The organism is Zhongshania sp. (genome assembly GCF_047636175.1).
Taxonomy (GTDB): Bacteria; Pseudomonadota; Gammaproteobacteria; order Pseudomonadales; family Spongiibacteraceae; genus Spongiibacter.
Genome location: NZ_JBLIKC010000003.1, coordinates 96,441 through 119,238, shown reverse-complemented (window position 1 = coordinate 119,238; position 22,798 = coordinate 96,441). Strand labels below are relative to the sequence as shown.

Here is a 22,798-nt window from a genome sequence, read left to right as displayed (position 1 = left end):
ATCAAAGCGTCGGTGGGCAAAACCCCGACTAAAAACCAACATCACGCCAAGATAAGCAGCAGATATAGCCAATGGCATATTAAACAAGCCGAATACTGTCCACTCAAAACTGTATAACGGGCTGTCACTGCCGTACAGCACAAAGTTTTATTTTAAGAGCGTGCAGCAGACCAGAGCTGCATCAGGCATAATCTTAACCATGAGCAATGAAATAAATGTACCAGCCAATATAGCAGCTATTCAGGCGCGGATAGATGCTGCCTGCCGACTTTATAAACGTCATACGCCACCGATCCTGATGGCAGTCACCAAAACCCGCAGTGCGGCAGAAATCACCACCGCCATCAACGCGGGCATCACCGACATCGGCGAAAACTATCTTCAAGAAGCCATCAGCAAACAAGCGGAGTTATCGACCCAACCCAAGTGCTGGCATTTTATCGGCCCCATTCAGACTAATAAAACCCGCGCCATCGCCAGTCATTTCGACTGGGTACACAGCGTCGACCGCGCTAAAATTATCACCCGTCTCAACGACCAGCGACCCATCGAGCTACCACCATTGAATATTTGCCTGCAAATCAACATCAATGATGAAAGCAGCAAAGCTGGTGCGACTATTGGCGATATCCCCGCCCTTGCCGAGCTGGTAAACAGCCAAGCCCGCTTAAGGCTGCGAGGCTTGATGGCTATTCCCGCAAATACCAGTGACACCCAGCAACAACGACGTAATTTTGCCGCCCTGCGTGGCATTTTGCAGTCCCTGCAAAAACAATTTCCCAGCGCAGCCATAGACACCCTGTCTATTGGTATGTCTGGAGATATGGAATCTGCCATTGCCGAAGGCGCGACTATCGTCAGGATTGGCAGTGATATTTTCGGCCCCAGACCAACACAAGAGCCATGATAGGTCGCTTGCTGACTGCCAGTATCAAAACGAGACTGATATACTGCCCGCGGATTTTGCAGCCCGCGCTTCATTTACGAGGCGGCGGGTATAAAGTAAACGGGGACATAACGTGGAAGAGATGAAAATTGGCTTCATTGGCGGCGGAAATATGGCCTCCAGCATCATCGGTGGCTTAGTTGCCAGCGGTGTGACAGCGTCAAATATCTGGGCCAGCGATCCCAATGCCGACAGTTTAGCTAAACTCAGAGAAGTCGCAGCAGTCCATACCGGCAGCGATAACAACGCCCTTATTTCCCAAGTAAACGTAGTCATTCTGGCGGTGAAGCCCCAGCTTATGAAAGTTGTTGCGCTGGACATTGCCGCCGCAGTCCAAACACACCAACCACTAATCATCACCATTGCCGCTGGTGTTACCAGCGCCAGCCTCGCGACATGGCTGGGAGGCAGTCCCGCCATTGTCCGCTGCATGCCGAACACCCCCGCACTGGTTCGCAGCGGCGCTACCGGCTTATACGCCAACGACCAAGTCAGCGCGGCGCAGCGCGTACAAGCAAGCACCATCTTAGAAGCGGTGGGCTTGGCATTGTGGGTCGACAATGAGGCCCAACTCGACGCAGTCACCGCCGTATCGGGCAGTGGTCCGGCATATTTCTTTTTGGTGATGGAAGCCATGCAAGCCGCCGGTCGAGATATGGGCCTGAGCGCCGAAGTAGCACAACAGCTCACCCTGCAAACCGCATTGGGAGCAGCCAAAATGGCAGTAGCCAGCGATGTCGACGCCGGCGAATTACGCCGTCGGGTAACATCCCCCAAGGGCACCACTGAACGGGCTATTACTATCTTAGAAGACGGCGGCCTACGCCAACTATTCGCACACGCACTCGACGGGGCCCGTGTCCGCGCCGAAGAACTCGCTATTGAACTCGAAGGAGAATAAGCCGCATGTCAGCCGCTGCCGAAATCACCACCATGTTACTGAACACCCTAGTCAGCTTAGCCATTGCTGCATTTTTATTGCGGATGATCCTGCAATTAGTGCGCGCCGACTTTTACAATCCAATTTGCCAATTTTTAGTTAAGGCCACTAACCCCCTGGTCATACCACTGCGTAAAATCATTCCTAGTGTTGGGATAGTCGACACTGCCTCACTGCTACTGGCGCTCATTGCCCAAGCTCTAGGAATCACGCTGTTATTCCAAATATACGGTGGCGGCTTTCCCAACCCCTTACAGCTAATAATGTGGTCCGTCATCGGCCTGTGCAGCGCGGTATTAAATCTGTACTTCTTTGCCATTATCGGCAATATCATTTTGAGCTGGGTTGCGCGGGGAACCAGTAACCCCGGCGCCCAAATTCTGCATCAAATCACTGAGCCGGTAATGGCGCCATTCCGCAAATTGCTGCCAGCAATGGGCGGCCTAGACTTATCACCGATTTTTGTTTTTTTATGTATCAACGTACTTGAAGTCATGCTGCGCCATGTCGCTGCCAGCGCCGGATTGCATCCAGCCTTAGTTATGGGGCTGTAAATCGTGGCTGAGGTGCCCGCGTTTTTTCGCTGGCATGATGGTAATTTAGTGTTGTTCTGTCATATCCAGCCAGGCGCAAGCGCCAATGAGTTTGCCGGCCAACATGGCGATCGCTTAAAAATCAGAATTCGCTCAGTGGCGACAGACGGCAAAGCGAATGCCGGCTTAATCGCATTTATAGCCAAAGAGTTTGGTCTTAGCAAACAGGCGGTGGAACTCACCGCTGGCGAGCAAAGCAGACAGAAAACACTTAAAATTTCAGCGTCAGCAACAATACCAAGCGCGCTGAATATAGTGATAACAGCACAGTAAGTCCGTTTTTAACGGCCAACAACAGTTCAACCCGCATGCAACACGCAAGCCCATGCCGGTTAATAAGGATATCGGTGCAAATGACAGAAGCTCCGCCAAGCACACAGACTGCGGATAACAATAGCGTTGGCATTGTTTTGCCACAAACGCTGCACTTCGACCAGCCACTGCAACTGGCCTGCGGCCGCGCCCTGCCACAACACGATATTATTTACGAAACCTATGGCACATTAAACGCCGATAAATCCAATGGCATATTAATTTGCCACGCCTTGAGCGGCCACCACCACGCCGCGGGCAAACACAGTGAAGATGATCGTAAGGCCGGCTGGTGGGAGAGCTGTATCGGACCGGGAAAACCTATAGACACCGATGTCTTTTTTGTCCTCAGCATCAATAATATTGGCGGCTGTCATGGCTCTACCGGCCCCACCTCCATCAACCCAGAAACCGGCGAACCCTGGGGACCAGACTTTCCGCCACTGCGCTGCCGCGACTGGGTAGAGAGCCAGTTTTTAATGATGAAGCACTTTGGCATCAACCAGTGGGCAGCAGTCATTGGTGGCAGTTTGGGCGGCATGCAAGCCATGCGCTGGGCGCTTGAATACCCCGACGCCCTTCGCCATTGCATCATTATTGCCTCTGCCATGAAGCTGTCGGCCCAGAATATCGCCTTCAACGAAATTGCTAGACGCGCCATTACCTCAGACGCCAATTTCCACGATGGCCGCTATCTTGAACACAACACCCTGCCCAAACAGGGCTTGGGGCTGGCGAGAATGGTTGGGCATATTACTTACCTGTCAGAAGACGGCATGAAACAAAAGTTTGGCCGAGACCTCAAAACCGGCAATCTTGCCTTGGGTGCTGGCTCAGACACTGCAGTGGAGTTTGAGGTGGAAAGCTATCTGCGCTATCAAGGCGAGGCATTCTCAGGCAGCTTCGACGCCAACACCTATTTGCTCATGACCAAGGCGCTGGACTATTACGACCTGGCCAGAGAATACAACGACGATCCGGCCGAAGCCTTTAAGCACGCCAAGTGTGCCTTTATGGTCATTTCATTTACGACTGATTGGCGCTTTGCACCCCCGCGCTCAAGAGAAATAGTCGACGCACTGGTCGCCGCTAACAAAGCGGTAAGCTATGCAGAAATAGCGGGGGATCATGGCCACGATGCCTTCCTCATTCCCATTCCACGCTACATGGACGTCTTCCACGCCTATATGAAACGACTCAAACAGGAGCTTGGCCATGCGATTTGACCTCACCCTGATTCAGCCGTGGATTAATGCTAGTAGTCGCGTTCTCGACCTTGGCTGTGGCGATGGCATGTTGCTGGAAACTCTGGCCAAAGAAAAAAACGTATCGGGGGTGGGACTAGAAATAGATCACCACAATATCACCCTTGCACTGGCCCGCGGGGTCAACGTCATTGAGCACGATCTCAACGTCGGTTTGGGCAACTTTCGCGATGACAGCTTCGACATGGTGGTCATGACCTTGGCGCTGCAAACCCTGCGCTATCCGCATTTGCTCATAGACGAAATGCTGAGAGTCGGCAGGGAGTGCATTGTTACCTTCCCAAATTTCGGTCACTGGCGCAGTCGCTGGCATCTGGGACATCGTGGTAAAATGCCAGTATCCAAATATCTTCCCTATACTTGGTACGACACGCCAAATATTCACTTTTGTACGGTCAAAGATTTTGAAACCCTATGCGCCGACAAAAACATCCGGGTGCTAAACAGCAGCGTAATATCTGCTGACAATAGCCAATCAGCATTAGCCAATCGCTTTCCCAACTTACTGGGTGTCACTGCGGTTTATCACATTAGTAAATAATACTGCGCATACAGAGCATAACTATGAAAATACATTTGAACTACGCCGCAATTTTCACCTTGGTTTTCACTAGCTTTTTTAGCGTGGCAAGCCAGGCCCAAGAAGCGCCGCCCGCAACTAAAACTAGCTCAATCTTCGGTAAAGATACCGTATATTACACTGTCTTAAACACCACTTTTATTAGCCCGCAGGTAGCGAAAAGCTACGGTATTGTTCGTGGCGAAGATAAGTTTTTAGTTAACGTCTCGGTTCGCCGCCAACTCGATACCAGCAATATTGCCGTGCGCGCCGATATAACCGGTAACAGCTCGGACCTGATCTATGTCAACACTTTGGAATTCCGCGAGATCATTGAGCAAGACGCTATTTACTACATTGCCGAGTTTGATATCAGCAATGACGAGCGCCAAAACTTTCGCCTGTCTGTGAGCGTAGACGATCGCCCGAGTTACGACATTCAATTCAATAAAATGCTGTATCTCGACAAATAAGTGGAAGTCACTGTGCCCTCATCGTCTGAAAATGTAGTTGTTCTGGCCACCGGCAATCGGGGAAAGCTGCTTGAACTCGGCCAGCTGCTTGAACCCGTGGGTATAACACTACGCAGCCAAGCAGATTTGGACGTGGTAGAAGCCGAAGAAACTGGGCTCAGTTTTATTGAGAACGCTATTCTCAAAGCCCGCAATGCCGCCCGCCAAACCGGCTTTGCCGCGTTGGCAGACGACTCCGGCCTTTGCGTAGACGCACTCGGTGGCGCACCCGGAATTTACTCGGCGCGATACGCTGGCGTCAATGCCAGCGATGCCGATAACAATGCCACCCTGCTCACAGCGCTAGCGGATCAAAGCAATCGCAGCGCGCATTTTCACTGCGCACTGGCCTTTGTTCGCCACGCCGACGATCCAGCGCCCATAGTCTGTGAAGGGCTCTGGCAGGGCGAAATTCTCAGCGCGCCACGGGGTAGCAAGGGCTTTGGCTACGACCCGCTGTTTTATGTCGCCGAGTTAGCATTGTGTTCTGCAGAGCTGAGCAAGGCCCAAAAGAATCAACTCAGCCATCGCGCACTGGCACTAAAACTATTGCTGCCCAGATTACACTCTGAATATCTCGGCAGTTAGTCTTGGCACCACCAAGACTCACCAAGCCACCAACATCCTGGCGCTGTCAGTGGCAAAATTCGCGAGTATTAGTCCTGCCTGCCGGAAGGCAAACTCCACCTGACAAAGGCGATATTTGCGCGGTTCTCTTTGAAGCCACCGCAGAGCTTAATGAAATAGCTAAGGTGAACGGCCGCAACATAGTGCCGCTCAAACCTGCTGCCAACACCCCCGCGGTAAACAGCGTCAGCCTGATCACCATAGACGCTGAGCATGAGGATCAATATATACTTTGGCGTGAACATAAAAACCAGCGCCAACTGGTGTGGAAAGACATCAATCATATCACCGCCCGGTCTGCCTAAACGGCATATCAAGCAAGTGCATGCAAAGGCAGCTACTACATTATTCACGACACCAGTGCAAAAAGGCATAGCGTTTCCGGCTTTAAATCTAGGCTCACAACATTGCACTAAATACCATAACCGCAGTCTGACCGGCATGCGATATATGTGACTCAGCTACACGCTATAATGACTCACTAGCGCTAAGCTGACCGGTAAATTATGGTGGCTAAGTATTACAAACAACCACGGCGCCAAATCATGAAAGTTATTTAGTGAAATAATTTTCTGCAGGTAACCGCGCTTTTAGCGTCTACCTACTCATAAAATCTGGAGAATAAGTCTCATGTTAAAACGGATTATGCAGGGTATTGTCGTCCTGCTAGTAATTGCGGTCGTCGGTGTTGTTTTTGCCCTTGAGCCCATCGCCAAGTTTATGATTGAACATGAAGGCAGCAAGCAAGTTGGCGCCCAAGTCGATGTCGACAGTGTTGATATCAGTTTCTACCCCACTCACGTTACCCTCAATGGCCTGACCGTCGCCAACCCCCAAGAACCCATGCGCAACCTGCTGCAAAGCGAAAAAGTCTCCGCTGATTTAGACGCCAAAGCCCTCTTTAAAATGCAGGTAATTGCAGATCAAGTTCTGCTATCTGGCCTGCAAATGTATACCGAGCGCAGTACCCCAGGCACCTTGGACGGCAGTATGCCGCCAGCCAAGGACGAGAGCGCCAGTGCTATGCCCAGTATTTCCCTGCCCGACCCCAGCGCATTACTGGCAGAGGAAAAAGCCACTATCCAAGCGGAAGTAACTGACATTCAAAACGGCTTTAGCGAGATCGAAGCACGCTGGAAAATCAAGTCAGAAAAAGTGCCCGAACAGGTCCAATTCGACCAATATAAACAGCGGTGGGATGAACTCAAAGATAAAAATGTTATTGAACGCATCGCGGGCGCCAAAGAATTACGTGACGATATTAAGGCCGAACTTCGTCAATTTGATAATCTCAAAGAAGACCTTTCAACAGACTCTGCAGCGGTTAAATCGCTCAGCTCGCGCGCCGCTAACCTCCCCGCCGAGCAATCTAAACGTATGATGTCTAAATACGGCCTAGATCAGGGCAGCGAAGGTATGCTGCGCTTTCTACTCGGCGATGAAGTGAACGCCCTAGTGCAACGTGGACTCAGCCTATACCAAGAAACCATAGGCAAAGTAGCGAGCAAAGAAGAAGCCGCACCCAGCAGTGAACCCGCAACCGAGTTACCGGTGAATATTTTAATTCGCAAAATTCTCATTGACGGCCACCAAGTTATTGGCGGCGAGAAGCTGGCCTATTCAGGCGAAATTAACGACGTCACTGACAAGCAAGATTACTGGAACAAACCGATCACCATGGCACTACGCGGTGGTATGGAACAACAATCGCAGCTGGTAATTGATGGCATCTTTGACCAGCGCAACGACACCGTTAAAAGTGTGTTCAATATGGCCCTGAAACAGCTGGCACTGTCTGGTGTATCGCTATCACAAAGCCCTGAGCTACCCTTGCAACTAGAAAAGGGCATTGCTGATATTGCCGCTAACTTCTCAATTGATGGCGACAATCTAAAAGGATCGGTGGCAGGTTTGGTGAACCAAGCCAAGTTATTAGTCGCCCAAACGGCCACCAACAATAAAACAGCTACCCTACTTGCTACTGCACTAGAAGACGTCTCCAAGCTGGTTATGGACCTAAGCGTTAACGGCACCGTCAATGAACCTGCAATTAAACTAAAATCCAATCTCGACCGTATTTTGGGTGACGTGCTCGGCGCCGAGCTCAAGTCGCAACTTGGCGATGTGCAAGAAAAACTCAAAACCAAACTCAGCGCAGACTACGGCCCACAAATTGCTAAATTTCAAGATAAGCAAAACCTGCTAGGTCAATACCAAGATCTGCTCGGAGATCGTGAGGCGGCACTAAGGGCCTTAATAAAGGAAATGATGTAAGCCATCGCTAAGCCTTGGCAATGACAATCTCGTCGTAATGCTCCCTAGACACCCAGGACTTCAAACAAAAATAAGGGTCACAAGAAAGCCACTTCCATGTGACCCTTATTTTTTATAATTGCGCTCACCTGCGAAGGGGTACACTTCGCCATTCCCCGCGCTAATTAAATACCATCCTCCTAGCAACGCTCTCTCATCGGTATGCCCGCGCTACCATCACTCACCCAAGCCAATACCCCACTTTTGTTCAAAATAGATAGCGGCTTTCAGCTAGGCGCTTCTTTAACAGCAGCGTGAGACATTACGACCTTATCTATTCAGTTGGCATAGTTCACCTAGGCGTTTAACCATTTAATCAGAAAGCAGGAAACAGGAAGCAGGAAGCAGGAATGACAGATTTACTCGTCACGCATCCATATTTGTTAGCGCCGGTGATATTTTTTGCCCGCGTTACCGATGTCTCACTTGGCACCTTTCGAACGCTTGTAGTGTTTCGCGGCCACAAGTTTTTAGCCGCAATTATTGGCTTTTTTGAAATCATGATCTGGCTAGTGGCTGCGTCACAGGTGCTAACAAATCTGAACCAGTGGTATCTAGCCTTGGCATACGCCGGAGGTTTCGGCGTGGGCAACTATGTTGGGATGTGGATAGAAAGCCGGTTCGCTATTGGCAATGAGCTTATTCGCTGCATATCATTCAATCGCGATGTCTTGGCAGAAAAGGTCAGAGAAGCGGGGTTTAATGTCGTTTCAATTGATGGCGATATGGGCAATGATAAGGCCGTCGAAGTGCTATTCATTATTGAAAAACGCCGCAATGTACCCATGCTTATCCAACTGATTAAAGCTGTAGATAATACCGCCGTTTACTCGGTGTCTGATGTTAAAAGCGTTTATGACGGCGTCGACCTCTTACCTAGGCGCAGCTTTTTTGGCAGCGGCCAAATGCATTAAAAACACCATTTTATGGGTAATTGCTATCGCTGAAGACCCAACGACTGCTAGGAGAAATGATGTGGCGATAGGCCGCTATTAATTTCACAATCCAGCAAGACCTTGTGCTATCGTCGACTTAGAATTTGAAACGTGTTCTCGTTGTCATGTATTGTTCACAGTAACAACCTACTCTCGACTCAATTTATTTGAATTATCGGCTGATATTGATCGGCCCTGACCGTGGTAGGAAAATATGTCACAAAAAGTAATACTTGTCGTGCTCGATGGCTTAGCCTATCAAACTGCCGAGCAATGCATGGGCTTTCTGCAGGGCTTAAAGGCGCAGGGCGGCACCACGCTTTATAAGCTCCAGTGCGAGCTACCGTCTAAGTCGCGGCCACTGTATGAAACCATTCTCACCGGTGTTCCCCCGGTTCTGAGCGGCATCGTCCACAACGATGTCATCCGCAATTCCAATCAGCAAAGCGTCTTCAGTATGGCCCATAAACAAGGGTTAACCACCGCTGCCGCTGCCTTCCATTGGTTTAGTGAATTATACAACCGAAGCCCCTTTGATCCGATACGAGATCGATACACTAACGACCTCGAACAACTGATTCAGCATGGTTGTTTCTATCATGGCGATCACTACCCTGATAACTATCTCTACCTAGACGCAGAAACGCTGAGGCGCCGTTACAATCCAGACTTCTTATTAATACATCCTATGAACATCGACAATGCCGGACATAAATCGGGCGTCGACAGCGCTCACTACCGCAATACCGTCAGAGTCTCAGATGGCGAGCTATCAAAATATGTTCCCACCTGGATTGATGAAGGCTATCAGGTACTAATCACCTCAGACCACGGAATGAACGCCGACAAGAGTCACGGCGGCACTCTCCCGGAAGAGCGCGACATCCCCTTATTTGTGATCGGCGAGCACTTCTCCCACCAGGCCGACTGCGCGCCGAAACAGACGGAAATCTGCGGTTCCATCTGTGAACTGCTAGGCATTACCGACCACAATAAGCCAGTCACTAAAAAGCTATTGCTGGATGCCCAAGTAGTGAATAAAAAGCATGTGGTCGCGGTTGGCTCATAAGCGGCTTATCTAAGATATAGATAAAAGATAAGCGACAAACCCTGCGACCGCCTGTCACCGACTCTGAGATTGCGTTCTGCGTTCCGCTGGCCACCTTGGATGGCTGCAAGTCTGACGCCTGCCAGCTAAACATTATCAAACTTAATAAATAGTTACCTGCTCAGTGCCGCTATATTCGCGATAGTTTTTAACATCTTGGTAATGGAGTAGATTTATTCTATGTCGTCTTATCCAGTAAAGTACTGGATAAAGATCATTGCAACGACGACGCTGAGGACAACCATTCCCGGCTATGCAAATCGCTCGCTTGGGATCGGCTATGCCGGCAATTCGGCAATTGCAGCTTATAAATTTTCAAGCTAAGCCCAACACCGGATAAAGTCACAAGCTTGTCTATACCCTAGACCCGTGACAGTAACTATAAACAAATGGCAATAATCATGTTAACAAAAAAGCTAATATTGACTGCAAGCTGCATCTTGGGCTTGTTAGGATGTTCGGGCCTCAGCAGCACCAAAACCTTTACGGTAGCATTTGGATCCTGCGCGTACGACAGTCAACCCCAGCCTATTTGGAATGATATTGCCGCTAAGCGCCCCAACTTATTTTTATTTATTGGCGACAACCAATATGCGGACGTAAGCTATGACGAACAAGGCAATCGCACCCGTGAACCAGTGACTAATCCAGCGAGGTTTAAAGAAGCCTACGACGCAGTTTCAGCTAAACCAGAGTTTGCAGCCTTTAAAGCAAGCACTCCTATAATGGGCACGTGGGACGACCATGACTACGGGATAAATGATGGCGGAAAGGAATACCCTTTGAAAGCCGAAAGTCAGCAGGCATTTTTAGATTTTTTTGGCTTTGCAAAAGATGACCCCATTCGCCACCAATCCGGCATTTATCACAGTCGTATTTTTAATGACCAAGACCGAAGCATACAAGTGATTATGCTCGACACCCGCTATCATAGAGATAAGCTAAAAATACGCCCAAATGGCAATTCAAAACACTCTGGTAGGTATGCGCCCAACACAGATAAAAGTAAGACATTGCTTGGTGAAGAACAATGGCGCTGGCTTCGCAACGAGTTAACTAAGGACGCCGATGTGCGCATTATTGTTAGCAGTATTCAAGTAGTAGCCTATGAGCATCGCTGGGAAAGTTGGGGCAATTTTCCCCACGAAAGGGATGCACTTTACGCCCTTATCACCCAGACAGGTGCTGAAAACACCTTCTTTTTGTCGGGCGATCGCCATCTAATGGAAATATCCAAAGACACGGGCCAAAAAGGCAGCCGCGTTCCGTATCCTATTTGGGACTTTACCGCCAGCGGTATGACTCAAGCCTATAGTGCAGTAAGCGAAGCCAATACCTTCAGAGTTGGTAAGCTTGTGCGCGACACACACTACGGCGTGGTAAAAATAGACTGGGCTGAAGAGCTTCAGCAAAGCACTATTACTTTTACTGCATATGGTTTGGGCAATAAAGTATTTGATACCGCGTCATTTAAGTTAGCGGAGTTGACGCTACAATAATCGCTTACTGTCCAACACCTATAGCAAACTTGATTCGCAGGATCTAAGCTAATCGAGCACGACCCACGTGGGAGCTGGTTTATGAAAGAGCTAAGCGCTAGCGAAGCCGGTTGCAAACTCTATGTCTTACTGTTTGCAGAAGGAGACTGGGAGCGCGACCAGGCCAAATAAGCCATAAGGATTTAAGCCTCACTTTTTTAGCTTTTTCAAAAATACCGTGATTTCTTTTTCAGTTTGTTTATCTGCTTTCCGCGTGGCCACTTCCAAACCTGTTTGCCACACGGTTTCTGCGGAGACTTTATTACCTAATTGAATATGCGCTTTGCCAAGTAAATTCCAGGCGGCGGAATAGCCTGGATCAAGATCGACACAGTGCTGTAAATGTTCGCGGGCGAGGTCTAAATTTTTATCATCAAGGTAGGCTTTACCTAGGCCGAAACGCAGCATGGCGCTGTCATTTCCCTTAGCGAGCATTTTTTCCAGAGCGGCGACATTCACATTAACATCCTATTATTTTACCAGACCTTGCCTGCAGCTAAGTGAACAAACGCGGTGATTGATTTTGCTTACGCCAGCCGCTCAGAATATTAAGCCCCGCTCACACTAGGCTGCGGCAATTCCGGTAGCGCTTGTCCCTGCATTTGCAGGGCTTCTCGAGTATAGCGTTCAGCGTCGCTATACTCCCCCATGTTACCGAGTAAGCGACCAAGTTCAAAGCAAAGCTCAGCACTGGCGTTGCGGCGATAAGCTTGCTCAAAATACTCTTTAGCCTTTCCCCATAGTTCATTGCGCAATGACAAACGCCCCAAAGTTAATAGCAGCGCACTATCGTCGCCGTGATCTTTTAGCCAGGACTCTGCAATACTGAGCTGACGCGACAGATCTGTGCCGGCAATAAAGCCATATAGCTGCACCAAATTGCTAGACCAGTTCTGTTTTAAAGCTTGGCGCAATACTTTTTCTGCGCTTGCATGATCGCCCAAGACGACCAGCGTTCGGCAATAAGCCAGCGCGAGATCGGCGTCATGGTGCCAAGCGCGAGAGACATGCTTCCACCACTGCTGCACCGCCGCCACATCAGACTGCATAGCGGCCTGTTCCAACTGGCCCATGAGCGCCTGGCGCTCTAAGATATCAATTCTTTCTGCAGGAAGAATATTGTGTTTACGTAAATCTGGTAGCAGCGCTAACAATGAGGTCCAATCACGCAAACCGGAATACACTTTTTCCAATAAACTCAGCACTGAGGGATGACGTTCGGCATTACGACGGGCGCGGGTCAAGGTGGCTAGTGCTTCTTCAAGGTGCCCATTGTCGATTTGCATTTGGGCCTGAGTGAGTGCCACTGCGATACTCGCCTTGGCGCTGGTACCCTCGGCCAAACCGAGATAGTGACGGCTCGCCGTGGAATCACCTAGGGCATGACTCGCGCGGGCAGCTAATAAGTAATTGATTAGCGGTGCGTCACTCCCTTTTAAAGCATCGGTTAATAAGCGCCGAGACTTTTCCCAATTACCTTCGATAAAGGCAATCATTCCCAGGGTTGTATGACTGCGGCCGCGACTGGCTTTGCGGTCGTTCCAAAAGCTGCCAATCTTTTGCGAAACTTTGGCGCCACGGCGCAAGCTAAGAAAAAGCATGACCAATAGAAACAGTAAGACAAACAGTAGTGCCAAGCCCACCCACATCGTCATTTCGACGGTAGTTTGGCCATAGGCAATCAGAATATAGCCGGGGTCTTTTTCAATCGCCATCGCCAAGGCGGCGGCTACAATTAGAGTGAGCAGAACCGCAATGAATATTTTCATTGGCGAGCCTCTTTCTGCCAGCGGTTACTTTTAAGGTACTCTTTTAGCATGCGCAGCGAGCCAGAAATATCGGCTAACTCAACATCTACCGGAACCCCCGCAAGGGTATTTATTTGCATCAGCAAGGCATCGCGCTTTTCATCAAGCTGATAATAACGATTTAACCACGCCGCGGCTTTTTCCAAAGCGCGCTCATACAATACCGGTTGGTTTGCCAGCAGCGCCAACTGTGCTTGCTCAAACATCAGCTGCAAACTTGCCCGCAACACAGCTTCTTGCTCAGGCGCCAACTGCGCGCGGAAATTGTCTTGATGATGATCAATACGAATATAGCTGCGGAGTTTTTCCAATGCGGCAATCAAACCACCTTGTAAGCGCTGCTGCCAAGCGGACTCTTCTACCTGAACAGGTATGGGCACGTAGCTCGGCGCCTTGTATATCCTGAGTTTTTCGACTTCGCTAGCCAGCGCCTGCAAGGCCAAATAACTGCCCTCAACATCGCGCTCGGCGCTGCTTTGCAACGCGCCAATCTCTCTCGCTAATTCAGCGCGCACTGGCAGTAGAGCCGGCTCGTCTAGATCTCGCAATATCCCATCTGCACTGCCCAATAGCTGGGCAGCGGAGCGCGCATCATGACTAAGCTGGGCGCGCTGATTAGCGAGTCGCAGCAAGTATTCCACCTCTGTCAGCAACCAATCTTGACGGTCTACAGTAGCCAGCGACTCCACCGTGACTTCTAGGTTCTGACTGCGCATAGTTAGGGCGCCTAAGCGTGTCCCAACATCGCTGCGTAGCTGAGATAAGGCTTCACGCTGGGCGCTGATCAATGCTTTAAACTCGCCCTGCGAGGTGCCGAGCGCGCGCAATTCTGCTTTAAAATCAGCATTGGCATTTTTTTCCTGCGCAGCCAGCAGCTGATCTTTTTGATACATCCAGCCAGCCAAAACCAGAGCAGCAAGAGCGATAAGCAATGCCAGCAAGCCCAGCACATTACCACCGGACTTTTGTTTCACTGTGGGCTTCACTGGCGGTTTGTCTGCTGGCTTATCTAGCGGTTTATTGGCTTTTTTGTTTTCGCTGGGTTCGGACGCATTGATTACCGCCGGCTTTTGCTCTGGCTTGGCATTTGCGTCTTTATTATCTTCCGGTTTATCGCCGCTCATTATGCTCTCTCAAGATCCATTTAATAATGTATAGACGGATTGTTCTGTACGTAATGCTTTAGGGCTGCAAGGCTTGCTGCAGTGGCGGCATTCTCAGCCTGTATCACTGTTTGATAGCCCTGAGCCTTCGCAATGCCCGCCACCCGCGAACTTGGCACCAGCACCGGGTACGGCAATGCTGCCGCGCCCATCAGTTCGGTAAAGTGGCTGAGGGTTTCGCCGCTATTTAATGCAACCATGTTTATCTTGTGTTGTAACAGCAATGCCTGCAATTGACCACTGTCGATATCGGGTTTGCAGCGCTGATAACACTCTGCGTAATCGACTACCGCACCGCGCTTCCTCAACTCGGTAGCTAGGAATTCCCGGCCACCGACGCCACGGATAATTAATATCTTAGACCTATTAATGTCTTGAAGGTCGCTACAGGCCAACAAACTCTCGCTATTCATTGTTTGGGCACTATGGCGGACGGTGATGTCGCGCTCGGCGAGCGCCGCTGCGGTAGCCCCGCCGATTGCATAGACATCAATACCCATTGGCCATTGCGGCCAGTATTGCTCTATTTGATCTAAGCCATGATGCACCGAATTCACGCTGATAAATATTAAGCTTTGGTAGCTATCGAGATTCATCAGCAGACTGCGACTTTGTTTAATTGCGGCCTCATGCTCAGGTAAAGAAAGCGGCGCAATATTCAGCAAGGGCTGCAAGATCGGCACGGCACCCGCCGCCGTTAAGGCGGCGGCAAATTCGGCACTGCGATCAGCTGGTCGCGTAACCAATACCCGTAAATTATTCAGCTTTACTGTCGCCATATACTGCCTTCAATATCGCGCCGGCACCCTGCGTCAGCAGCGCTTCTGCCACCGCAACACCCAAGGCTTCAGCTTGATCACGGGGACCACAGTGCTCTGCGGTCAAAACCGTTTCACCACTGGGTGCGCCCACTAAACCGCGCAGCCAAAGTTGCTCGGGGTTTTTAGGATCAGCGATTGCATAACCGGCAATGGGCACCTGACAACCGCCTTCAAGACGGCGATTCATGGCCCGCTCAGCCATCACTTGCTCTGCGCTTACGGCATTGTGTAGCGGTTGTAATAGGCCAATGACTCTGGCGTCGTCCAAGCGGGTTTCAACACCAACCGCACCTTGGCCGCAGGCAGGTAGACTAGATTCAACCGACATTAGGGAGGCGATACGATCTTCTAGTTTAAGACGAATCAAACCGGCCGCAGCCAGAATAATGGCATCAAATTCGCTTTCATCAAGCTTGCGTAAGCGGGTTTGCACATTACCGCGCAAGCTGGAAATTTGCAGATCTGGACGCTGCGAGCGAAGCTGACACTCGCGACGCAAACTAGATGTACCAACCCGGGCGCCCTGCGGCAAGGCATCGACTGAAGGGAAGTGGTTGCTCACAAAGGCGTCACGCGGATCTTCCCGCTCGCAAATAATCGCCAAGCCCAAACCTTCTGGAAACTCCATTGGCACGTCTTTCATTGAGTGCACCGCAATATCGGCGCGACCATCCATAAGCGCCTGCTCAAGCTCTTTAACGAATAGGGCTTTGCCCCCAATTTTGGATAGTGGCGAATCTAGCAATTGATCGCCTCGAGTAGTCATTCCCAGTAATTCAACTTCTAAACCGGGGTGGGCAGCCTGAAGCTCTGCCTTGATGAATTCCGCCTGCCAGAGTGCCAGCAGACTTTCGCGGGTAGCGATGCGGATTGTATTGTCAGACATGAATATTTCCGTAGAACTCCGTGGGATCCCCATGATACTGCAGCAAGCGCGCCGACAAAACCGAAAACCTAGAGTCTTTGGATCACTAAATACCTTTGGCGAGACGGGCGCGCACCACCGGCAAATACCGCCGACTAATTTGCGGCCCCTGGGCGACACCCTTTAATTTGACCCGATATCCAGTCACATCGTGGCGCTCAATACGCTGTAAATACTGCAGGGCAACCAAGGCATTGCGGTGAATACGCAAAAACTGGCTAGCAAATTCTTGCTCAAGCTCCCGCAAGCTATCATCGATAAGCAGCTCACCACCCGCGTGCCCGGCACAGAAGTATTTATGGTCGGCGTGAAGATATTGCACTGCAAACACTGCCAACACGCTAATACTCTGCAGCCCGATTGACGATAATTGACAGCCCTGAGCCGGCGATTCCAACTCGGCAAGCGCGGTAATTGAAGATTTATTGAACCAATTGCGGCACTTGCGCGGTGCGCTGAAAATTACGTTGTGCACTGCTTTGCCAATGCGACACGATATTCACCCTAGAAATATTTTATAAAGCATAGCAGGCTGGTGGCAGAGCGGATACGACTAGCAGGACTGACCATCGTGGCATTAGCCATCAGCACCTTCGCCAATGTAGAAGCGCGATTCAGACTAAAACTGTTATAATAGCGGCCTTTTAAGCAGTGGCTGGCAAACACACCCACGCTAGGCCAATCAGCAAAATAGGAACACAAGGCAATGAGTGACAAAGAACCGAGTATCAAACCCTGGGGCGGCCGCTTCAGCGAAGCCACTGACCAATTTGTGGAGCGCTTCACGGCCTCAGTCAGCTTTGATCAACGCCTTTATCACCACGATATAAACGGTTCATTAGCTCACGCGGCAATGCTGGAAAAAGTAGGGGTATTAACCGCCAAGGAAGTTGCGGAAATTCAGCGCGGCCTAGAAGAGATTCGCGCTGAAATACTGGCTGGCACCTTTGAGTGGTCAGTCAGCCTTGAAGACGTGCATATGAATATTGAGGCACGTCTGACCGATAAAATCGGCATCACAGGTAAAAAGCTGCATACCGGCCGGTCGCGCAACGACCAAGTCGCGACCGATATTCGTTTATATGTACGCGACGAATTAGTGCTTATTTGCACAGAGTTAAGCCGTTTACAGCTGGGACTGATCAATCTTGCTAGACGCGAAGCCAATACCATTATGCCCGGCTTCACCCATTTGCAGACTGCCCAGCCGGTCATCTTCGGCCACCACATGCTGGCCTGGAACGAAATGCTGGAACGCGACTACAGTCGCTTTCAAGACTGCGGCGCACGCTTGAATCAGTGCCCACTGGGCGCAGCCGCACTGGCGGGAACCACCTATCCAATCGATCGGCACTACAGCGCTGAATTACTCGGCTTTGACCGCCCCACTGAAAACTCGCTGGATTCGGTCAGTGACCGCGACTTCGCCATTGAATTTGCAGCGGCCGCTAGCCTGCTCATGACGCATATGTCGCGTTTCAGCGAAGAGCTGGTATTGTGGACGTCAGCGCAATTTAAGTTTATCGAGCTGCCCGACCGATTCTGCACGGGTTCATCGATTATGCCGCAGAAAAAAAACCCCGATGTGCCAGAATTAGTACGCGGTAAAGTGGGCCGTGTTAATGGTCATCTTGTCAGCCTCTTAACCCTGATGAAATCGCAGCCACTGGCCTACAACAAAGACAATCAGGAAGACAAAGAACCACTATTCGATATTATCGATACGGTCAAAGATTGCCTAAAAGCCTACGCCGATATGGTGCCCGCAATCACCGTCAATAAAGACGTTACCCGTGAAGCAGCCAAGCGCGGATTTTCCACCGCAACCGATTTAGCTGATTATCTGGTGCGCAAAGGCCTGCCTTTCCGCGACGCTCACGAAGTGGTCGGTAAGTCGGTTGCCTATGGTATTGCCGAGAACAAAGACCTGTCGGAAATGACGCTGGATGAATTACACGCTTTTAGCCCTGACATAGATGATGATGTCTTTGATGTTCTCACCTTGGAGGGGTCGGTCAACGCCCGCGACCACATAGGTGGTACCGCGCCTAAACAAGTACTCGCCGCCGCTGATCGAGCCCAAAGCCGTCTGACTGAACGCGCTTAAAACCCCCAATCCGCTGACGCAGCTTGCGTCAGCGGATGATTACCCTCAGCATCATCATATTTATCATCACAAAAGAATGCTTATTGACTGATCAATCCTTATATTTTTGTTCGTATACCAGCTCGCTTAACGAATACTGCATACCTTGAAGTTAATCACGGAGTACTGTCTTGATAAGCGCACAATACAAATTGCTGCTCGGTGGCGCGATGGTAAGTTTACTTGTTGCCTGCAGCCCTGCCGACACACCCGCTGCCGGCGGCAGACCAGCTCCCGCGGTAAAAGTAAGCACCCTAGCCACTGAAATTGTGCAAAGTCGCGTGCAAGCCTTGGGTACCTTACTCGCGCAAGAGTCGATTGATATCAGCAGTAATGTCACCGAGAAAATCACCGCGCTGCATTTTGATGATGGCGACAGCGTCACCAAGCGACAGCTGCTAGTAACTCTGCAGCAAGATGAAGAAGCGGCGCAGCTCAGCTCTGCGCGCGCGGATTTAACCGAGCAAGAACGCGAGTTGGCGCGCCTCGAGGCCTTGCTTGCCAGTCAATCTGCCGCTCAAACCGAATATGATCAACGTCAAACTGCCAAGCTCCGAGCGCAAAGCAAAATTGCCGAGATTCAGGCCTTACTTGCCGAACGCACTATTCTCGCCCCGTTTAGCGGCGTCATTGGCTTGCGCCAACTTAGCCCCGGCGCCCTAGTTAGTCCGGGCACCAGTATCGCCACGCTGGATGATCTGAGCGTAATGCGCCTAGATTTTCAACTGCCCAGCCTGAGCATCAAGGCCATTGCCCCAGGCCAAAGGATCGTTGCACACAGCGACGCCTTAGATGAGGACTTTGACGCCACTATTTCTGCCGTTGCCAGCCGCGTAAACCCGATTGATCGCAGCATCACCGCCCGCGCATTAATAAAAAATCCAGATCAAAAACTAAAGCCAGGCATGTTAATGCTGGTATCGATTACCACCAGTGAGTACGACGCCATTATGGCACCTGAATCGGCACTGCAAAGCATTCAGCTAAAGCACTACCTTTGGATTATGAACGCCGACCAAAAGGCCGAGCGCCGGCAAGTAGAGCTGGGGATTCGCAAACCCGGCTTTGTTGAAATTCGCAGTGGCGTAAGCGTCGGCGAGCAACTCATTTACGAAGGATTTGCCTCCCTCCAAGCCGGTAGCGCGGTCGCGCCACAGGAAGGTTAAATTATGCTTCTCTCTGATACCGCGATAAAACGACCCGTATTCGCTGTAGTCATTAGTCTTTTGTTAGTGGCGTTTGGGCTGCTAGCCTTTGAGCGCCTGCCACTGCGGGAATACCCTGATATTGATCCCCCCGTGGTATCGGTGCGCACCGTTTACGTCGGCGCATCGGCCGAGGTCATCGAGTCCAGAGTTACCCAAATTATTGAAGACCGTATCGCCGGCATTGAAGGCATAAAAACCATTAACTCCACCAGTCTCGATGGTTTCTCCTCTATCAATATCGAGTTCAAATTAACCCGGGATATCGACGCTGCCGCCAATGATGTGCGTGATCGAGTATCAGGCGCGCTGGCCGAGTTACCAGAAGAGGCCGACCCGCCAGAGGTGCAAAAGAGCGACTCCGACGAACAAGTCATCATGTGGCAAAACTTAACGTCGGACACCCTCAGCGTCTTAGCCTTGGCCGATTACGCCCAGCGCCACATTGTTGATCGCTTTGCGGTACTCGATGGCGTTGCGCGGGTGCGCATTAGCGGCGGCCCCGAATATGCCATGCGCATTTGGCTGGATCGAGAGTCCCTTGCCGCAAGACAGCTGACCGTGAGCGATATAGAAGATGCCCTACGACGAGAAAACGTCGAGCTTCCCGCCGGCACCTTAAAATCCATAGACCGAGATTTTGTGGTGAAGATTAATCGCCACTATCTCACCCCCAGCGACTTTGAAGGCTTGGTGGTAAAGCGTGACGAGCAAGGCTATCTCACTAAACTCAGTGACGTTGCTAAGGTTGAGCTCGGCGCCGCCGAGCACCGTCAGTATTTCCAAGGCAACGGCGTGCCCATGGTCGGCATAGGCATTGTAAAACAAAGTGTTTCCAATACCCTTGCCGTCGCCGACGCCGTTCGCGCCGAAGCGGAGAAAATTCGCAAAACCCTGCCCGAGGGCATTCAGCTGCACCCCAGTTACGACAGCTCGGTTTTCATCGCCCAAGCCATCTCCGAGGTGTATAGCACGCTATTCATCGCCGCTGCGCTAGTGGTACTAGTGATATTTTTATTCCTAGGCGATTTCCGCGCCATGCTGGTTCCCGCGGTGACGGTGCCGGTGTCGCTTATTGCAACGTTTACTGTGTTGTATGCACTGGGTTATACCGTCAACTTACTCACTCTATTAGCGCTGGTATTGGCCATAGGACTGGTTGTTGATGACAGTATTGTGGTGCTCGAAAACATTCATCGCCGTCTACTTAGCGGCGAACCGCCCTTGGTGGCCGCCTATCGCGGTAGTCGCCAAGTTGGCTTTGCCGTTATTGCAACCACCGCCGTACTGATTGCGGTTTTTGTACCCATCAGCTTCTTAGAGGGCGATGTCGGACGTTTATTCGGTGAATTTGCCGTGGCGATGGCTGTCGCGGTGTTTTTCTCCAGCATTGTCGCACTCACCCTATCACCCGTTATTTGTTCCAAGGTTTTGAAACGCGATGCCATGCATGGCGGTCTTGCCACCTTTGTCGAAAACCTGCTCCACCGCATGGAGACTCGCTACGGCACGATATTAGCTAGCAGCATGAAACATCCGATCTTGTCGGCATTGGCATTGGTAATGACCGTGGGTGCCTGCGTCTTTTTCCTCCAAAAAGTACCTGCCGAGTTCGCGCCCAAGGAAGACCGCGGTGTGGTATTTATGATTATCCGCGGCCCTGAAGGTGCCTCTTTCAATTACGTGACCAAACATCTAGCTGAGGTTGAGCAGCGACTCATGCCCATGGTCGACGCCGGCACGATCAATAGGCTATTACTACGCGCGCCCGGTGGCCGCGGTGGCGCCGACGTTTACAACCAAGCCGTCGGTATTTTGGTGTTAACCCCCTGGGGAGAGCGTGAGCCTATAGCCAAGGTGGTCGGCGAAATACGACAGCGGCTTGCAGGCTTTACCGCCTTAAGCGTTTTCCCAATTACTCCCCAGTCCCTTGGTGGCGGATTCAGTAAACCACTGGAGTTTGTTATTGGTGGCAGCAGTTATGAAGAACTCGCTGAGTGGTCTGAGCTGATAGTTAAAGAAGCGAAATCAAATCCCGGCCTGCTAGGTGTCGACAGTGATTTCCGCCAAACCAAACCACAGTTAGCCGTAACGATTAATCGAGACCGAGCCGCCACCCTCGGCGTTAACGCCAGTGACATCAATCGCAGCTTAGAGACCCTTCTGGGCTCGCGAAAAGTGACGACGTTTATGATGGGGGGCGAAGAATACGACGTCATTGTCGAAGGTGAACCCGATGCTCACCGCAGTCCACAAGACTTAAATAATATCTATGTGCGCTCAGAGACCAGCGGTAATCTCATTCCCCTAGGCAATCTGGTGACCTTGCAAGAGCGCGGCGATGCCGCAGAGTTAAATCGCTATAATCGCGTGCGCGCAATCACCATCGACGCCAACCTAGCAGAGGGGTACTCACTGGGCGAGGCGCTAAGCTACTTTGAAAATCTGGTCGCGGACAAGCTGCCCGACGCCACCGTTGATTACAAGGGGGAATCGCTGAATTATCACGAATCTGGCAATTCGGTTTACTTCACTTTCGCCCTAGCACTGCTGGTGGTCTATCTGGTACTTGCCGCCCAATTCGAAAGCTTTATTCATCCCTTTATTATCTTGCTCAGCGTGCCACTCGCCGTAGCCGGCGCTTTGATCGGTCTTTATCTGACTGACCAAAGCCTGAATATTTACAGCCAAATTGCGCTTATTATGCTGGTGGGCTTGGCGGCTAAGAACGGCATCTTACTGGTGGAATTTGCCAACCAATTACGCGACCAAGGCTTGGAGTTCGACCAGGCGATATTGCAATCGGCTCAACAAAGACTGCGGCCCATCGCCATGACAGCTATCACCACCATTATGGGCGCGGTGCCGCTGATACTCTCTTCCGGACCGGGCAGTGAATCTCGTTACGTCATCGGCATTGTGGTGGCGTTTGGTGTTAGCTCCGCGACAATATTAACGCTATTTGTTATACCCATGGCCTATCGACTGCTAGCAAGAAACAGCAAATCACCCCTCACCGTCACACGACAATTAGAGGCTCAGCTTGCCGTGAATGAGGATAAAGAAAAGTACACCTAATCTG

The 22,798-nt window shown here is 50.8% G+C and carries 22 protein-coding genes; 16 read left to right on the top strand and 6 right to left on the bottom strand.

Features of this window, described 5'->3' with window-relative positions; translation table 11 throughout:
* Positions 1–199: 199 nt before the first annotated feature.
* From ACI955_RS02640 to ACI955_RS02580, 13 genes are all read left to right on the top strand, one after another.
* Positions 200–907: a YggS family pyridoxal phosphate-dependent enzyme gene (locus ACI955_RS02640; RefSeq protein ID WP_415242179.1), complete on the top strand. Its 708-nt coding sequence runs from the start codon at positions 200–202 to the stop codon at positions 905–907.
* Between the two features lie 121 nt (positions 908–1,028).
* Positions 1,029–1,847, top strand: a complete 819-nt coding sequence (gene proC / locus ACI955_RS02635) for a pyrroline-5-carboxylate reductase (RefSeq protein ID WP_415242235.1) — start codon at positions 1,029–1,031, stop codon at positions 1,845–1,847.
* Positions 1,848–1,852: 5 nt separating this feature from the next.
* Positions 1,853–2,440, top strand: coding sequence for a YggT family protein (locus ACI955_RS02630; protein WP_415242178.1), 588 nt, complete (start codon positions 1,853–1,855; stop codon positions 2,438–2,440).
* Positions 2,441–2,443: 3 nt separating this feature from the next.
* The gene (locus ACI955_RS02625) at positions 2,444–2,752 is read left to right on the top strand and encodes a DUF167 domain-containing protein (protein ID WP_415242177.1); all 309 of its coding nucleotides are present in this window, start codon (positions 2,444–2,446) and stop codon (positions 2,750–2,752) included.
* Between the two features lie 80 nt (positions 2,753–2,832).
* The gene (gene metX, locus ACI955_RS02620; protein WP_415242176.1) at positions 2,833–4,017 is read left to right on the top strand and encodes a homoserine O-succinyltransferase MetX; all 1,185 of its coding nucleotides are present in this window, start codon (positions 2,833–2,835) and stop codon (positions 4,015–4,017) included.
* Complete coding sequence (gene metW / locus ACI955_RS02615; protein WP_415242175.1) at positions 4,007–4,597, top strand: methionine biosynthesis protein MetW; 591 nt, start codon at positions 4,007–4,009, stop codon at positions 4,595–4,597. Before metX ends, metW begins: the two co-directional genes overlap by 11 nt.
* Before the next feature lie 23 nt (positions 4,598–4,620).
* Positions 4,621–5,088 (top strand): DUF4426 domain-containing protein, encoded by a 468-nt coding sequence (locus ACI955_RS02610; protein WP_415242174.1) that lies wholly within the window; start codon positions 4,621–4,623, stop codon positions 5,086–5,088.
* Positions 5,089–5,100: 12 nt separating this feature from the next.
* Positions 5,101–5,715: an RdgB/HAM1 family non-canonical purine NTP pyrophosphatase gene (gene rdgB, locus ACI955_RS02605; RefSeq protein ID WP_415242173.1), complete on the top strand. Its 615-nt coding sequence runs from the start codon at positions 5,101–5,103 to the stop codon at positions 5,713–5,715.
* 2 nt (positions 5,716–5,717) lie between these two features.
* The gene (locus tag ACI955_RS02600; protein WP_415242172.1) at positions 5,718–6,059 is read left to right on the top strand and encodes a hypothetical protein; all 342 of its coding nucleotides are present in this window, start codon (positions 5,718–5,720) and stop codon (positions 6,057–6,059) included.
* Between the two features lie 325 nt (positions 6,060–6,384).
* Complete coding sequence (locus tag ACI955_RS02595; RefSeq protein ID WP_415242171.1) at positions 6,385–8,028, top strand: TIGR03545 family protein; 1,644 nt, start codon at positions 6,385–6,387, stop codon at positions 8,026–8,028.
* A gap of 389 nt (positions 8,029–8,417) precedes the next feature.
* On the top strand, positions 8,418–8,981 hold the full coding sequence (locus ACI955_RS02590; RefSeq protein WP_415242170.1) for a DUF2179 domain-containing protein: 564 nt from the start codon (positions 8,418–8,420) through the stop codon (positions 8,979–8,981).
* Positions 8,982–9,216: 235 nt separating this feature from the next.
* Positions 9,217–10,071, top strand: coding sequence for an alkaline phosphatase family protein (locus ACI955_RS02585; protein WP_415242169.1), 855 nt, complete (start codon positions 9,217–9,219; stop codon positions 10,069–10,071).
* A 440-nt stretch (positions 10,072–10,511) separates the two neighbouring features.
* Entirely contained in the window at positions 10,512–11,609 is a 1,098-nt protein-coding gene (locus ACI955_RS02580; RefSeq protein WP_415242168.1) for an alkaline phosphatase D family protein, read from the top strand.
* 189 nt (positions 11,610–11,798) lie between these two features.
* Here the strand turns inward: ACI955_RS02580 and ACI955_RS02575 are convergent, their stop codons facing one another.
* The 6 genes from ACI955_RS02575 to ACI955_RS02550 all read right to left on the bottom strand — a co-directional run bounded on the left by ACI955_RS02575 (position 11,799) and on the right by ACI955_RS02550 (position 16,840).
* Entirely contained in the window at positions 11,799–12,107 is a 309-nt protein-coding gene (locus ACI955_RS02575; protein WP_415242167.1) for a tetratricopeptide repeat protein, read from the bottom strand.
* 89 nt (positions 12,108–12,196) lie between these two features.
* Entirely contained in the window at positions 12,197–13,417 is a 1,221-nt protein-coding gene (locus tag ACI955_RS02570) for a heme biosynthesis HemY N-terminal domain-containing protein (protein ID WP_415242166.1), read from the bottom strand.
* Entirely contained in the window at positions 13,414–14,580 is a 1,167-nt protein-coding gene (locus ACI955_RS02565; protein WP_415242165.1) for a uroporphyrinogen-III C-methyltransferase, read from the bottom strand. The genes ACI955_RS02570 and ACI955_RS02565 overlap by 4 nt, the downstream gene beginning before the upstream one ends.
* Before the next feature lie 20 nt (positions 14,581–14,600).
* The gene (locus ACI955_RS02560) at positions 14,601–15,398 is read right to left on the bottom strand and encodes a uroporphyrinogen-III synthase (RefSeq protein WP_415242164.1); all 798 of its coding nucleotides are present in this window, start codon (positions 15,396–15,398) and stop codon (positions 14,601–14,603) included.
* Positions 15,376–16,326, bottom strand: a complete 951-nt coding sequence (gene hemC, locus ACI955_RS02555) for a hydroxymethylbilane synthase (RefSeq protein WP_415242163.1) — start codon at positions 16,324–16,326, stop codon at positions 15,376–15,378. Before hemC ends, ACI955_RS02560 begins: the two co-directional genes overlap by 23 nt.
* 85 nt (positions 16,327–16,411) lie before the next feature.
* The gene (locus ACI955_RS02550) at positions 16,412–16,840 is read right to left on the bottom strand and encodes a LytTR family DNA-binding domain-containing protein (protein WP_415242162.1); all 429 of its coding nucleotides are present in this window, start codon (positions 16,838–16,840) and stop codon (positions 16,412–16,414) included.
* Between the two features lie 231 nt (positions 16,841–17,071).
* On the opposite strand from ACI955_RS02550, the gene argH reads away from it, so the two are divergent.
* The 3 genes from argH (at position 17,072) to ACI955_RS02535 (ending at position 22,794) form a co-directional block, all read left to right on the top strand.
* Positions 17,072–18,472, top strand: a complete 1,401-nt coding sequence (argH, locus tag ACI955_RS02545) for an argininosuccinate lyase (RefSeq protein ID WP_415242161.1) — start codon at positions 17,072–17,074, stop codon at positions 18,470–18,472.
* 170 nt (positions 18,473–18,642) lie between these two features.
* A complete protein-coding gene (locus ACI955_RS02540) occupies positions 18,643–19,677 on the top strand; it encodes an efflux RND transporter periplasmic adaptor subunit (RefSeq protein WP_415242160.1) in 1,035 nt (344 codons plus the stop codon).
* Between the two features lie 3 nt (positions 19,678–19,680).
* Positions 19,681–22,794 carry an efflux RND transporter permease subunit gene (locus tag ACI955_RS02535; RefSeq protein WP_415242159.1) on the top strand — a complete coding sequence of 1,038 codons (3,114 nt, stop codon included), beginning with the start codon at positions 19,681–19,683 and terminating at the stop codon, positions 22,792–22,794.
* The last annotated feature ends 4 nt before the right edge of the window (positions 22,795–22,798 follow it).